Origin of the sequence: Nocardioides sp. NPDC000445 (assembly GCF_040300245.1) — a bacterium.
In the GTDB taxonomy this organism is placed as follows: Bacteria; Actinomycetota; Actinomycetes; order Propionibacteriales; family Nocardioidaceae; genus Nocardioides.
The window spans coordinates 59,114-73,035 of the sequence record NZ_JBEPDH010000011.1 but is presented as its reverse complement, the minus strand read 5'-3'; the positions used below and the strand labels follow the sequence as shown (position 1 = coordinate 73,035).

Here is a 13,922-nt window from a genome sequence, read left to right as displayed (position 1 = left end):
AACGATGATCCTTTCGACGACGACGGCGTGACCCTGGAGTCGACCTACGGCACGACCCCGCAGCTATGGACCTACGACAACGGTTGCACCGGCCAGTTCGTAGCAGGCGCAGGGACGGCGATCGGAAACATCCTGCTCCAGGTCTCCGGCACGATCCCGAACTGGACCCACGCGCTGCTCGACGCCGTCGTCGACCCGGACTCTCCGGTCCAGGCCCTCGACAACCCGGTCGTCGACGCCACCCGTGCAGTCACCGAAGGTGTCTGGCGCCCATGGATCACCATCGCCGTGCTTCTCGTCGCCGCGACCGCGATCTGGCGCGCACGCACCGGACATGTCGCTGGATCCGCAACCGCCGTCGCATGGGCTGGTGTCGTGCTGGTTGCGACGACTCTGCTGATCTCCTACCCCGCCGAGTCGGTCCGCCTGGTCGATGACGGTGTACGCAACACGGTCACGCTGATAGCGACCGGGTTCGAGGACCACCCGGCTCCTGGCGAGGATCCGGCGGTGGCCGCGATCAACGGCCAGATGGACGAGCTCGTACGGTCCACCCAATACCGCACCTGGCTCACCGGCGCCCTGGGCGATGCCGACTCCGCCACTGCCCGCGAGCACGGACCAGATCTGTTCCGGGCGACCCACTTCACCTTCGACGAATACGAGACCTACCGGTCCGACCCCGAAGGTGAGGGCAAAGCGATCGTCGAAGAGAAGCAGGACGCGTTCAAGGCGATCGCCGAGCAGATCGACCGTGAAGACTCGGTCGCCTACGAATACTTCAAAGGTGAGCACTGGGGTCAGCGCGCCACCGCAGGCATCGTCAACCTGGTCGCGGTGATCGTGACCTGCGGCTACTTGCTGATCGCTGGATTGGCGATCCTGCTCGCGTTCGTGCTCATCCGCCTCATCGTCCCGTTCGCACCCGCGGCCGGGATCCTGTTCATGTTCGACCGCACCCGCGACCTTGCCGTGGGCTGGCTGCATCGCGTGATCGGCCCGCTGGTCATGGGGCCGATCTACTTCGTTGTTGCCCTGTGCCTGCTCCGGTTCTTCAGCGCAGTCCTGACCAGTGCCCAGGTGCACTACACCCTCAAGCTCGCCGTCTGTGCCGTCCTCACCTACATCGCCTGGCGCTTCACACGCCCCGCTGCCTACGGAGTCGGTCACGTATGGGGTGCTGCCGGGTTCGCTTGGGGGATGGCCACCGGTTGGCGTCGCCAAGTCGTACCCCACTCCGAACCGGCACCCCAAACACCTCCTGCCCTCGCCGGGCCTACGCGCCAACCGCCCGAAGTGGCCCGACCTCGAGAGGTTAACCACCAAGTCGCCATCACGAAGCCCCCTGCGCTCGGCCCCGCTAGCCCATCCGCCTCCGCGCCAGGGATCGTTCCGGCAGCGGCGATGATTCCTGTTCCTGGGTCGATGTCAGCGATCCGCATCCAAGAACGATGGCCAGCGCCCGAGGTAGTCAGCCGTGTCGCGGTGGGACCACTCGGACCTCGAACGAAGTTCCCGCCACGAGGGCTGACTCTCGAACCCAACACCGCCTACGACGTCACCGGCCGGGGGACCTTCTTCACCGACGATGACGGCAAACTGACTCACATCGACACTGAGTACGGAGAGAAGGGCAGTCTCAATCCAGATCTCAACTCGCCAGTTCCCTCGGCGACCTTCGTCGTGAGCAACATCCACGTGTTTCGCACCGACCCACAAGCGCGAACAGTCGAAGCCAACGACCCCCACTTTGCACTCCGGGACGCCACCCGATCGGAGCATGTCCAGGGCGTCGTCGGTCGCTCCGGCGGCCCTGGCTACCAGGGAGGCCACCTGCTTCAAAAGGCGAGCGGAGGCGGCCCCGACCGAATCAACATCATCGCGATGCTCGCAGAACTCAACGAGTCGGTCGCTGCAGGACCCACGAAGGTGAGCGACAACTTCTACGATATGGAGAAGCAGCTCCGCGATTGGGTGGGCACCCACGCCGAAGACGGGAACCCTGCCTACGACATTGCCCTCAAGCTCGTTCCGAGGTACGAAGGGGACCAGAAGGTCCCGTCAAAGATCCATGCCGTCATGACCGTGAACGGCAAGCGCAGAGAGAGGACGTTCACCAATGTCCGCCCCGAACCCGCAGGGCCCGAACCTGACTCGCCAGGGGGAGCTGATCAGTGAGATCTCCGCGCTCATCCCGACCGAGGTCACCGGTCCCTGGCGCAGCCTGACCTTCAACCGCAGCGCCCTCTCCATGTTGTCCGAGCACGAACTCATCGTCGAACGACCCGACGGCACCATCGACGAGTCCGAGGGGGTCCCCTTCGAGGTCGATGACCTCCTCAACGAACTCCGCAAGGTCATGTACACCCCCGGCGCCGGTACCTGGATGTCAGCCCAATGGACCATCACCGACCTAGGCGACGGCCACGCCGACGCACGCGCGACGTTCAACTACGACGACGAGCCACGATGGAGCATGCCGGTCCGCGCGTTCAACTACGCCATCGACGTTCGCGACTTTCCGCGAGACGCCGAGAATGTCCCCGAGTGGCTCGGTAAGCGCCTCGACGAGGCCGCCCGCACAGCATCGGCGTGATGCCGCGTGTCCGACGGACGCCAATCGACAATCGTGACGAACCCCGAGCAGCGATGGGTTCCGGAGAACCGGAACGGTTCACTTCCCAAGAACTGTAGGCGGCATCTCTACAACTGCACCCACTTCTTCGAGAAGGTGGACAAGCACACCTACTCCGACCAAGAGATAGCGGCGCGGCTTTCCGCCGACCCGAACGACAAGGTCTCGTTTGTTCGCGAAGCAACACCCGACGAGATGCGACGAGTGCCGCCGTGTAGCAAGTGTGGCGTGGTCAAGGCGGAACCGACATTGGTTAGGCACTGTCCGCGTTGCTTCCTCCAACTGCCCGCCGCGGGCGAATGCGACTGTGACTCCTGAGGACGGTCCTCCATCCAATACCGACCTCGATCGGTAATGCCGGAGTGATGACCTGAGGGTCTCCACAGACGCCTCGACCATTGTTGCGCTTTCTGCACCCGTGCCCGCCGTGTGGGCGGTGAAGATAGACCTGACTATAGATATCCGGCCAGAAGAAGAAGGGAGACTCTCGACGATGACTGACGGCGCAATCGTCTACTCACCCGATGGCGTGCTCCCGACCTCACGCGACACGCTCGTGGCAGCCGCTCGCCGTCAGTGGCCGAACGTCGAGGTCATAGACCTCGATGACGAGCTGACGCTACGCATCACCGACGGCGGCGGGCGCTTCCAGATCTTCGACCTCGGCGATGGCATGTTGTCCACCGACGGCAACCACAACCAGCAGCTCGAGTTCGCGGCTTGGGCTAGGACCCTGGCTCCCGAGGCAACGGCGGGCCGAGTCGTACTTTTCAACAAAGACGCCTCCGTCGCCGCCTACCTGCGTTCGGGGATGACACCTGAAGAAATCGACGCCGCCTGGAATGCGGAGCCCCCAGAGTGAGGGAATCGGCGCAAGGCAGGCGGGGCGAGTTGATCGAGGAGATCTCCGCGACTCTGTCGGAAAGCATCGCGGGAGACTGGACGAAGCTCGTTCTCAATCGTCGCGCTCTGTCGATGTTCGCAGAGGAAACCATGCAGGTCACCCGCCCTGACGGCTCCATGACCGGAACTCTGGGACCACGACAGGCTTCCAAGCTGTTCAAGGAGCTACGCCAGGTGATGTATCGACCGGGAGCAGGCACCTGGCTGTCGTTGGAGTGGACCGTGACCAACCAGGACGGACAGCGCATGGCGGATGTCAATTTCAACTACGACGACGAGCCAGCGTGGCGGCGCGACATCGATCCAGGTCTCTACGGGCTCGATCTCGACAAGTTCCCGCGGCGTGACGACGCCATTCCCGACTGGCTCAAGGCGAAGCTGGCCGAGGCCCGCGCACGTGCCAAGTAAGGGCTGGATGACCCGGGTCAGCCTTCTACACCGGCACATCCACTGGATCGCGGCGCTCACGCCTCCCATCGCCAGCGGTCCCCGGGGGCCGTAGCAGCCCTTGAAGGGGCGTACGAGGTGGCCAGGTTCTATGGACGGTCAGCGCCCGCAGCGAGGTTGGCATCGCTGTCGCTGACCCAAGTGTGCCCGTGCCCTTGATTGCCCTTGTCATGCGCACGATCGCTACTGCAGGATGACATGGCCTAGCACTCGGGACTAGAGGATCTACATGCGTGACACCACAGGAAGTGGGGGCGGTGACGTCCTCACCGCGATCGTCGAAGCTGCCGTCGAGGCTGATCTCCAACACAACGGATGGAACACGTACGCCGGCGACGGACTCATGCGGATCTTCTCCGGCGGCGCGCATGCGATCCTGACCCCGTCAACCGGTGCGTACGAGATCCGAAACGCAACCAGCGTCGCAGATGCCGAGATCGAAGCCGCGATCAAACAGGTCGAGCAGATCTACGCCAAGTGGCCCGGAAAGATCGAGGCAGCCTTCTCGAAATGGGCCGCGCTGCCCCAGCCCGGGTTCAACGCCGGCGAGGTCGCTTGGCTGGAGCATGGCGAAGGCGAGCTCCGGACGGGCACCGCGCCACCGACCAACACAACCGTCGAGTCTGGCCCCGTCATCGGTCTTGCCAACCAGCGTCTCGCCGCGGACTTGCTCAACCTGAACAACCGGGTCGGCCAACTGAGTGGGATGTATGCCGAAGCGTTCCAGGAGCGCTATCTCGCTCCGCTGCCGTCTGCCATCCAAGGACTTGGCGCTGTCATCGCGTGCCTCGGTCTGTCCTGTCAGGGCCAGGGCGCGATCTGGGAGGCCGCGGCCAAGGATGTCGAGACGATCCAGAGGGACGCCGTCACGGCCATGAAGGCATCAGCACCTGGCGGCGGAAGCGGAAGCGTCGGGCTCACCATCCTTGCCGTCGGCGGCGCGATTGCCGGCCTTGTCGCCGCGATTCCTACGGGCGGCGCGTCCGTCGCAGCGGTTGCTGGCCTGCTTTCAGCGGGTGCTGGGTTCCTTGGCGCAGTCGCTGGGGCGTCTGGCGGCAAGAAGGAAGTCGCACTCGGCGCGGGAACCCCGGACGCGGTGATGACCAGGATCGAGGCTGCACTGCGGGACCTCAGCGAGGCGATCTTGGAACAAGAGCAGCATCTGGGTGATTTCTTGACGGCAGTGCTGGACGAGATCGAGGCAAACCGATCGTCCCTCGACCTGTCCGCGCCCGAGGCCAGGCAGAATGCCGTCCTGGATCGCCAGCAGAATGTCATCGTCGACGCCGGGATCATCGCGAGAGTCACTCAGCTCTGGATCCCGACGATCTGTGGCGACCTTCGCAGCGCCCGCAGTGACTTGGTCGTCACCTCACGAGTCTTTTCGGAGCGTCCTAGCGGTGTGGGGATGGCGCCAGACGGATCCTGGCCCCAGTTCGAGGCCGTCCAGGACACGACCATCGATATGTTGACCAGGATGGTCCACGAGCTTGGCGTCGCCGCCGATGCACTCAATGACGCCGCCCGTACGATCGGGCTGCAAGATCAGGAGATCTCTGCAGATGCACGCCGGGAAGCGGACCGAATCAACGACAGTGACACCAACTTCGTCACCTGACCAGACGTTTCGCATCCGATCGACGATGACTGAAAGTGACGGCTCGGTGGCCTTTTCCCGTGTTCCCGCCCGCGGATGGCGGTACTCCGTGGCGACCTGTGCCTTAGCCGCCGCGTTGGTGGGCTGTGGAAGCACTACGACAGACCCCGATCCGGCAACGTACGCCCGACCGGTGGCAGTTGACGGTTCGGAGCTGCAGTTTCAACTTCCATCCGGTGGCTTCACACTCGTGGTCGGCGATCCGGTCACAACGATCCCTGCAGACGAAACATCTGATGGGGAAGCACTCGAGGCAGCAGAAGACGAGCGCTTCGTGCCGGTGGCAGACGTCAGGGCAGACGGCACCAACCTCGACAGCTTGATCGGCCCGACCTTCTCTGAATATCCAGACGCGTCGGTCGAGCTCCTTGTCGATGACCGGAGCTATCCGATCAGCGACGACACCTCCGTCCTCGAGTCCTACATCCGGGTGCAGGCCGAGCCAGGCGCCAAGCTTGGGGCAGCGGTCACCTTCGACGGTGTCCGGCAGGTGGTGTGGGCCGACGGCGAGCGGGACGCGGGCGAGGCCGAGGTGCTCTACGGATATCCAGCGACTGCTCCGATCGCGCGCTGCGACGATGGCTGGATGGCGGCGGCTGGATCTCCAAAGGTCACTTTCGACGTCAAGCAGTTCGCTGGCTCCGGCTGCACCTTCAAGGCCGTCGAGTATCCATACGTCGTCGGTGAGGGCTGGGCGTTCGAGGAACGCAGTGGCTCGACCTGGGGGATCGTTGAGTCGACTCTGCGGTTGGCAAAGGCATCGGTACAGGTCGGCGGGAAGATGCAAGAGTGTGACGAGATCCGTCCGGGAGAGGCACACGTCACCGTAGACGGCGAACCGCTTGTCAGGGCGATGCTCAAGGACGCCACGGCCAAGGGTGGCCCGGCGTCCCTTCAGCGGAACGTGTTTCTCGTTGACGAAACTACAGAGCACTCGCTTCGGATCGAAGCGTCATTTCCTTGCGTTGTCGGCCGAGATGCCCACCGGATCGACCTCGTATGGGAGAAGCAGGTTGCCTTCACAACAAGCACCACGCTGACTGAGTAGCTGCACCCGATTCCCGTGGGTGGTCTCGACAGGTTCGGCTACGGGGCCCTAAACCTCGCGACGCCAGCGGTCGGGGGTGGTGCCGTAGCGGGCCTTGAAGCGGCGTACGAGATAGCCGGGGTCGGTGAGGCCGGTGCGGGTGGAGATGACCGAGAGGGGGAGGTCCGTTTCGCGGAGGAGGCGGCGGGCTTCGGTGAGGCGGCGCTCGGTGAGCCAGTCGAGGAGGGTGCGGCCGGTGCGCTGGCGGACGACGGTGGTGAGGTGGCCGGGGGTGTAGCCCAACGATCGGGCCAGGTCGCCGGCGGAGACCTTGGTGGCGTACGTCCTCTCGATCTCGTCGAAGACCCGACTGACCAGCGGGTCCGGGGCGATAGGAGCACTGGGAGCGAGACGCGCGGACGCGACGAGGAGCCGCGTGAGGATCGCGGTAACGGTGTCGTGGGAGCCGAGGCGTTCGGGGTGGCGTAGCTCATCGTCGAGCTCGGTGAGCCAGGCCTGCCAGCGCGGGCGCTCGACCTCGGGGACCACGCCACGGCGACCGTCGGCGGCGAACAACGCGAGCAGCGGGTGGTGGGCCCAGGTGAGCGGGGAGATGGAGGCCAGCGACGGGATGGCGTCGGGGGTGAACGCCACCGACCAGGCTCGGGCGTGGGTGAGCTCGGCGAGCGACTCGGCGGCGACGACCTCGCCGGGAGCCACCGCGTGGACCTCGCCGTCGCGCAGCTCCACCTGCTTCCCGTCGAGACCGACGGCGCCGCCGCCGCGCTCGACGTAGGCCAGCACCCAGAAGTCGTGGGCGTGCCGGTTGTCGGGCGGAAGGTGCTCTCCCTCGCAGTCGGGGTCGAGAGGGACGACCCTCACCGGAGGTACGCCGGGGCGCTGGTCCCAGCGGTAGACAGGGGTTCCGTCGGCGCGCACCGTGCGCACCCGGCGCGCGTCGACACAAGTCGAATCCGAAGAACGTCCCATGGTGACCGACTTCCCTCCCACCGCTGATCCGCAAGATGTCCCATCGTGGATGTATGACCACCATACAGATCATCGACGGCCGCGCCGAGAGCGATCGGGGCCGCGACTTCCTGCCCGGCATGGGCCGCACCTGGCTCCTCCCCCTCTACGACCTCTTCACCCGGTTCGCCCGCGTCCGCGCGCTCCACGAGCGGACGGTCGAGCTCGCCCGCATCGAGCCGGGCCAGAGCGTCCTCGACGTCGGCTGCGGCACCGCCAACCTCTCCTTCGCGGTGCTCCGGGCCGTCCCCGGGGCCGTCGTCACCGGGCACGACCCCGACGCCGGCGCGCTCCGGATCGCCGCCCGGAAGGCGGGTCGGAGAGGCGTACGTCTCTCGCTGGTGCAGGGGTACGCCGACCGTTTGCTGCCCGAGGACGGCAGCGTCGACCACGTCGTCTCCTCGCTCGCGCTGCACCACGTCGACGACGCCGGGCGCGAGGGGTTCGCACGGGAGGCCCACCGGGCGCTCCGGCCCGGCGGGCGGGTGACCATCGTCGACTTCGGCGCCCCCGACCACGGACACGGTGGCCACGGAAAGGGACACGGCCACGAGGGCCACCGGCACCGCGGGATGAACGTCCACACCGAGCGGAACCTCGACGGCGGGATCGTCACGCTGCTGAGCGGCGCGGGGTTCACCGACGCCCGCGAGATCGACCACATCGAGCACCGGTTCGGGCCGATCACGATCGTCCAGGCGACTCGCTGACGACCCCGGGGGTTAGACCCGCGCCTCACGGACGGGCAGTCTTGCCCCATGTACTTCCTCGGAGTCGACCTCGCCTGGGGCGTGCGCAGGCCCACCGGCGTGGCCGTCCTGGACGAGGATGGCCGCCTCGTGCACGTCAGTGCCGCCAAGACCGACGACGAGATCGTCGCGGCCATGGAGCCGTACGTCGGTGACGACTGTCTGGTCGCGTTCGATGCTCCCCTGATCGTCACCAACCCCACCGGGAACCGTCCGGCCGAGGCGGCGCTCAACAAGGACTTCGCGCGCTTCGACGCCGGCGCGCACCCCTCCAACACCAGCAAGCCGGAGTTCAGCGAGCAGCCTCGAGGTGCCCGGATCGCGTCTCGGCTCGGGCTCGACATGAACCCCCGGTCCGGCCGGCGGCGCCGGGCGATCGAGGTCTACCCCCACCCCGCGACGGTGGCCCTCTTCCGCCTGGGCCGGACACTGAAGTACAAGCACAAGTCGGGGCGTGACATCGACCAGCTGCGCGCCGAGCTGATCACGTTGCTCGGTCTGCTCGAGGGTCTCGCCAGCGCCGATCCGCCGCTGCTGCTCGACAACCCGTCCTGGCACGCCCTGCGAACCGCCGCCGAGAGTGCCGTACGCAAGAGCGAGCTGCGCGCCGTCGAGGACCAGGTCGACGCGGTGCTGGCCGCCTACATCGGCCTCTTCGCGACCCGCGCACCGGACCGCACCACCACCTACGGAGACTTCGCCACCGGCTACATCGTCACCCCAACGCTGCCCGACGACCTCCGCCCGACGCCCCGCGGGCGAGCCGGATCGAGGATCCACGACACCGCGACCGCGGTCCGTGAGTACGCCGCGATCCAGCCGATCCTGCAGGAAGCGGCCGACCAGTACGTACAGCTGGTGACCTCGATCCTCGACGACGCCGGCATCAACTACCTGACCGTGACCTCGCGCGCGAAGTCGGTCGCGTCGTTCGCCGCCAAGGCGGCTCGTACCGTCGACGGACGGCAGGTCTTCACCGACCCGCTCCGCCAGATCACCGACCAGATCGGGCTGCGGGTGATCACCTACGTCCACAGCGACGTCCAGGCCGTCGCCGACCTCCTCGACGACCAGGTGGTGGTCCACGACGACCGCGACATGGGCGAGGAGACCGCGAGCGAGGGCCGGTTCGGGTACGCCAGCCGCCACCTGCTGGTCAGCCTCGACCCCGCGCGCGAGGGCCAGGCGGCGTACGAGCTGTTGCGAGGCCGCCAGGCGCAGATCCAGATCCGCACCGTGCTGCAGCACGCCTGGGCCGAGTTCGAGCACGACATCCGCTACAAGGGCACCATCCCCAGCGAGCACAGACCCGACTTCGACCGACGCTTCACGCTCGCGGCCGGCCTGCTCGAGCTCGCCGACCGCGAGTTCTCCACGATCAGGGACCGGCTGCGGGAGGGCGGGACCGCCGCCAGCACGGAGACTCCCGACGACGACCCGCGGATCAGCCCCCGCGAGCTGGCGGCCTTCCTGGCCGGGCAGTACGCCGACGCCGGCTGGTCACGGACCGACCACTACGGGTGGATCTCCGGGGTCATCCTCGAGCTCGGCATCACCTCCCTGAGCGAGCTCGGCGACGCATTGCGCTCGGTCGACGAGGAGACCCTCATGGCGCGGATGGACTACCGCTATCCGCCGGGCGCGGTGCGGCGGCTCGATGACGCCCTGCTCTGGGTCTACGGCGACGCCTACGTCGAGCTGCGTGCCAACGCGCACCGGGAGCAGGGCCTGCGGGCCAGGCTCGCCAAGATGCGCGACACGGACTGACTCGTCTCCGCGGGCATCAAATCCGGTCGGGGATCGGGCACGAATCCCCGCCATGAGACACCTGGATCGTCATACCCTCGCCCATGCCGCCGCCGGTGTGCTCGCCGGAGCGGTCGGAATGTCCGTCGCGCACCTCACGGCCGCGCTGCTCACGCCGGCCTCCTCCCCCGCACTCGCGGTCAGCACCGCGGTCATCGACGCGACACCCACCCCCGTCAAGGAATGGGCGGTGCGCGAGCTCGGCAGCGCGGACAAGCCGATCCTGATCGGCAGCGTGCTGCTGGTCACGATCGCGTTCGCCGCCGTGATCGGCGTGATCGCCCGCAGACGTCTGTGGCTCGGCGTCGGCCTGATGGCGGGCCTGGTCCTGCTCGCCGGAGCCGCCGTGGTCCGCCAGCCGCTCTTCGAGATCGCCAACCTCGTGCCGACGCTGGTGGCGCTCGTCCTCGGACCGGGCCTGCTGGTGCTGCTGACCCGCGCCCTGACCGCCGAGCGCACCCCGAGCCACCGGCAGGACACCCCGGACGAAGGCGCGGCCACCCGCCGCAGCGTCCTGATCGGGTTCGGGGCTCTCGCCCTGCTCTCCGCCGCGGCCGCGACCGGCGGGCAGATGATCGTCCGCGGCCGTACGGCGCTCGCCGACATCATGCTGCCGCGGGTCCGCAAGCCGCTGCCGGCGCTCCCGGCAGGGCTGGAGGAGACCCACCAGGGGATCTCCCGGTTCATCACCCGCAACCGCGACTTCTACCGCGTCGACACCAAGCTGGCCGTCCCGATCGTCGACCAGAACAGCTGGTCGCTGACCATCGACGGTGACGTCGACCGCGAGCTGACCTTCAGCTACGACGACCTGCGCGCGCGGGAGAACGTCGAGTACGACATCACCCTGACCTGCGTCTCCAACGAAGTGGGCGGCAAGCTCGTCGGCGCAGCGCGCTGGACCGGCGTACCTCTCAAGGAGCTGCTCGAGGAGGCCGGAGTCGGGAAGAACGCCGACCAGATCCTCTCGACCGACGTCGAGGGCTTCACGATCAGCACCCCGCTCGAGGCCGCGATGGACGGCCGCAACGCGATGGTCGCCCTCGGCATGAACGGCGAGGTCCTCCCCCGCACCCACGGCTTCCCGGCCAGGCTGGTGGTGCCCGGCCTCTACGGGTACGTCGGCGCCACCAAGTGGGTCACCAAGCTCACCCTGACCCGCTATGACGAGGCGACGGCCTACTGGACCGACCGCGACTGGGCCATCGATGCGCCGATCAAGCTCTCCAGCCGGATCGACACGCCCCGGCCGCTGAGCAACATCGAGGGCGGCCGCACCGTGATCGGTGGCGTCGCCTGGGCCCAGCACTCCGGCGTCGACACGGTCGACGTACGCATCGACGGCGGCCGCTGGCAGCCGGCCGAGCTCGGTCCGGACGCCGGGATCGACTACTGGCGCCAGTGGTTCATGCCGTGGGACGCCGAGCCTGGGAGCCACCAGCTGGCCGTCCGGGTCACCGATCGCGACGGCAACGTGCAGAGCTCGGAACGGGCCACCCCGTTCCCCGACGGGTCCAGCGGGATCCAGGAAATCGTCGTCACCGTCACCTGAGAAGAAGTTGGCGAAATCCGATTCGGCCGCCGTGCCGAAGCCCTCATGTCAGCAAGAGACCAACCCTCGAAAGGCCCTCTCATGAAGCTCAACACCATCACCCGCACCGGCAGCGTCGCCGCCTCCATGGCTCTCCTGCTGGGTCTGGGTCTCTCGGCATGTGGCTCCGAGGACACCGCTTCCGGCAGCGAAGGCGGCTCCAAGACCTCTGAGACCACCGAGGCCGCGCCCGAGACCGAGGAGGCCGGTGCTCAGACCTTCGGCGAAGGCTGCAAGCTGATCCCCGCCGACGGTGCCGGCTCGTTCAACGGCATGTCGACCGCGCCGGTCGCCTCCGCCGCGAGCGCCAACCCGCTGCTCAAGACGCTCGTGACCGCGGTCGGCGAGGCCGAGCTGGTGGACACCCTCAACAGCGCCGACGCGCTGACCGTCTTCGCGCCGACCGACGACGCCTTCAAGAAGATCCCGAAGGCCGACCTGGACGCCGTACTGGCCGACAAGGCCACGCTGACCAAGGTCCTCACCCACCACGTGGTGGCCGGCCAGCTCAGCCCCGACGAGGTCGCTGGTGAGCACGAGACCCTGGCCGGCGACATGATCACCGTCGAGGGCGAGGGCGAGGAGTTCACCGTGGGCAAGGAGAACGCCAAGGTGCTGTGCGGCAACATCCCGACCGCCAACGCCACGGTGTACGTCGTCGACACCGTCCTGATGCCCTGATCGGGACATCGGACCGGATATCCGCGAGGATCGACACATGAGACCGCTCAGCTCAGTTCCCTCCGGCGACTCGTCGCCGGAGGGAGCCGGGTCCCCGGGGCTTGCCGAGCTCCTCCGTCGCGTCGCCCGAGGCGACGAGACCGCCTTCGCCGCCCTCTACGACGCGACCTCCGCCCGCGTGCACGGACTGGTGCTGCGGGTGGTCCGAGACCCGGCTCAGGCGGAAGAGGTCACCCAGGAGGCGTACCTCCAGGTGTGGCGCACCGCCAGCCGGTACGACGAGAGCCTGGGCAGCGCCCATTCGTGGCTGCTGACGCTGGCCCATCGTCGTGCGGTCGACCGGGTCCGATCCGCGGAGTCCGCCGGCCGCAACGACACGGCCTACCACGGGACCACACAGACCCCACCACATGACACGACGGCCGAAACCGTGGAGACCTCCTTGGAGGCTCGCCGCGTCCACGCCGCCCTCGAAACCCTGACGGCAGTCCAACGGGAGGCGCTACAACTGGCGTACTTCGGCGGCTACACCCACACTGAGGTCGCCGCCATGCTGGACTTGCCGATAGGCACTGCAAAGACCCGTATCCGGGACGGACTGATCCGGTTGCGCGACGCGATGGGAGTGAGCCGATGAACGCGCAAGACATTCACGCCCTCTCCGGCGCATACGCGGTGGACGCCCTCGACGACCTCGAGCGCATCCGCTTCGAGGAGCATCTCGCCGCCTGCGCGGACTGCCGCGACGAGGTGGCCAGCCTGCGCGACAGCGCCTGGATGCTCGGCAGCCTGACCGACACCGCACCTCCGCCTGAGCTTCGCGACCGTCTGCTCGCCGGTATCAAGGAGATCCGGCCGCTTCCGCCCGAGACCACACCGAAGCACAGGGCCGTCGAGGCTCCTGAGCCCGCGGACGAGTCGTCCGGCCGTCGCCGGTTCGGGTGGCGTACGTTCGCCGCCGCGGCCGCGGTGCTGGCCGTCGTCGGCAGCGGGACGGTCGCCGCGGTCGAGCTGATCCGCGAGGACTCCAGCCAGACCATGTCGACCGCGGAACGGGTGCTGAGCGCGAAGGACGCGACCACCGTGGCCGTTGACCTTCCGGGCGAAGCCCGTGCCCGGGTGGTCCGTTCGGTCTCGGAGAACAGGGCGGTGCTGGTCACCTCCGGCATGCCGGCCGCGCCGAACGGCAAGGTCTACGAGCTCTGGCTCCAGCACGACGACGTGATGGTCCCCGCCGGGCTGATGCCTGCCGGCAGCGACCAGACCTTCGTCCTGAAGGGCGACGCCGCGGACGCGAGCGCGGCCGGGATCACCGTCGAGCCCGAGGGAGGCTCCGACGAACCCACCTCGGCCCCGATCGCGCTCTTCGACTTCTCGCAGGCCACCTGACCTGCGAG

At 67.5% G+C, this 13,922-nt stretch carries 13 protein-coding genes; 12 read left to right on the top strand and 1 reads right to left on the bottom strand.

Features of this window, described 5'->3' with window-relative positions; all coding sequences use genetic code 11:
* The first annotated feature begins 288 nt into the window (after positions 1–288).
* The 6 genes from ABT304_RS16185 (at position 289) to ABT304_RS16160 (ending at position 6,690) form a co-directional block, all read left to right on the top strand.
* Positions 289–2,178, top strand: a complete 1,890-nt coding sequence (locus ABT304_RS16185; RefSeq protein ID WP_350716562.1) for a DNA/RNA non-specific endonuclease — start codon at positions 289–291, stop codon at positions 2,176–2,178.
* Positions 2,120–2,596, top strand: coding sequence for a hypothetical protein (locus ABT304_RS16180; RefSeq protein ID WP_091051687.1), 477 nt, complete (start codon positions 2,120–2,122; stop codon positions 2,594–2,596). Before ABT304_RS16185 ends, ABT304_RS16180 begins: the two co-directional genes overlap by 59 nt.
* Before the next feature lie 457 nt (positions 2,597–3,053).
* The gene (locus ABT304_RS16175) at positions 3,054–3,497 is read left to right on the top strand and encodes a hypothetical protein (RefSeq protein ID WP_350716560.1); all 444 of its coding nucleotides are present in this window, start codon (positions 3,054–3,056) and stop codon (positions 3,495–3,497) included.
* Between the two features lie 29 nt (positions 3,498–3,526).
* Positions 3,527–3,946, top strand: a complete 420-nt coding sequence (locus tag ABT304_RS16170; protein ID WP_350716558.1) for an agglutinin cell wall attachment protein — start codon at positions 3,527–3,529, stop codon at positions 3,944–3,946.
* A 268-nt stretch (positions 3,947–4,214) separates the two neighbouring features.
* Positions 4,215–5,603, top strand: a complete 1,389-nt coding sequence (locus ABT304_RS16165; RefSeq protein WP_350716556.1) for a hypothetical protein — start codon at positions 4,215–4,217, stop codon at positions 5,601–5,603.
* A 172-nt stretch (positions 5,604–5,775) separates the two neighbouring features.
* Entirely contained in the window at positions 5,776–6,690 is a 915-nt protein-coding gene (locus tag ABT304_RS16160; RefSeq protein WP_350716554.1) for a hypothetical protein, read from the top strand.
* 48 nt (positions 6,691–6,738) lie between these two features.
* Here the strand turns inward: ABT304_RS16160 and ABT304_RS16155 are convergent, their stop codons facing one another.
* Positions 6,739–7,608: an AraC family transcriptional regulator gene (locus tag ABT304_RS16155; protein ID WP_350716552.1), complete on the bottom strand. Its 870-nt coding sequence runs from the start codon at positions 7,606–7,608 to the stop codon at positions 6,739–6,741.
* 104 nt (positions 7,609–7,712) lie between these two features.
* Here ABT304_RS16155 and ABT304_RS16150 point away from each other — a divergent pair, with 104 nt between their 5' ends.
* The 6 genes from ABT304_RS16150 (at position 7,713) to ABT304_RS16125 (ending at position 13,914) form a co-directional block, all read left to right on the top strand.
* Positions 7,713–8,408 (top strand): class I SAM-dependent methyltransferase, encoded by a 696-nt coding sequence (locus tag ABT304_RS16150; protein WP_350716550.1) that lies wholly within the window; start codon positions 7,713–7,715, stop codon positions 8,406–8,408.
* Between the two features lie 48 nt (positions 8,409–8,456).
* Positions 8,457–10,214, top strand: a complete 1,758-nt coding sequence (locus ABT304_RS16145; protein ID WP_350716548.1) for a DUF429 domain-containing protein — start codon at positions 8,457–8,459, stop codon at positions 10,212–10,214.
* A gap of 52 nt (positions 10,215–10,266) precedes the next feature.
* On the top strand, positions 10,267–11,805 hold the full coding sequence (locus ABT304_RS16140) for a molybdopterin-dependent oxidoreductase (protein WP_350716546.1): 1,539 nt from the start codon (positions 10,267–10,269) through the stop codon (positions 11,803–11,805).
* An 81-nt stretch (positions 11,806–11,886) separates the two neighbouring features.
* Complete coding sequence (locus tag ABT304_RS16135; protein ID WP_350716545.1) at positions 11,887–12,525, top strand: fasciclin domain-containing protein; 639 nt, start codon at positions 11,887–11,889, stop codon at positions 12,523–12,525.
* A gap of 37 nt (positions 12,526–12,562) precedes the next feature.
* Positions 12,563–13,162, top strand: a complete 600-nt coding sequence (sigK, locus tag ABT304_RS16130) for an ECF RNA polymerase sigma factor SigK (protein WP_350716543.1) — start codon at positions 12,563–12,565, stop codon at positions 13,160–13,162.
* A complete protein-coding gene (locus ABT304_RS16125; protein ID WP_350716542.1) occupies positions 13,159–13,914 on the top strand; it encodes an anti-sigma factor in 756 nt (251 codons plus the stop codon). Before sigK ends, ABT304_RS16125 begins: the two co-directional genes overlap by 4 nt.
* Positions 13,915–13,922 lie beyond the last annotated feature (8 nt).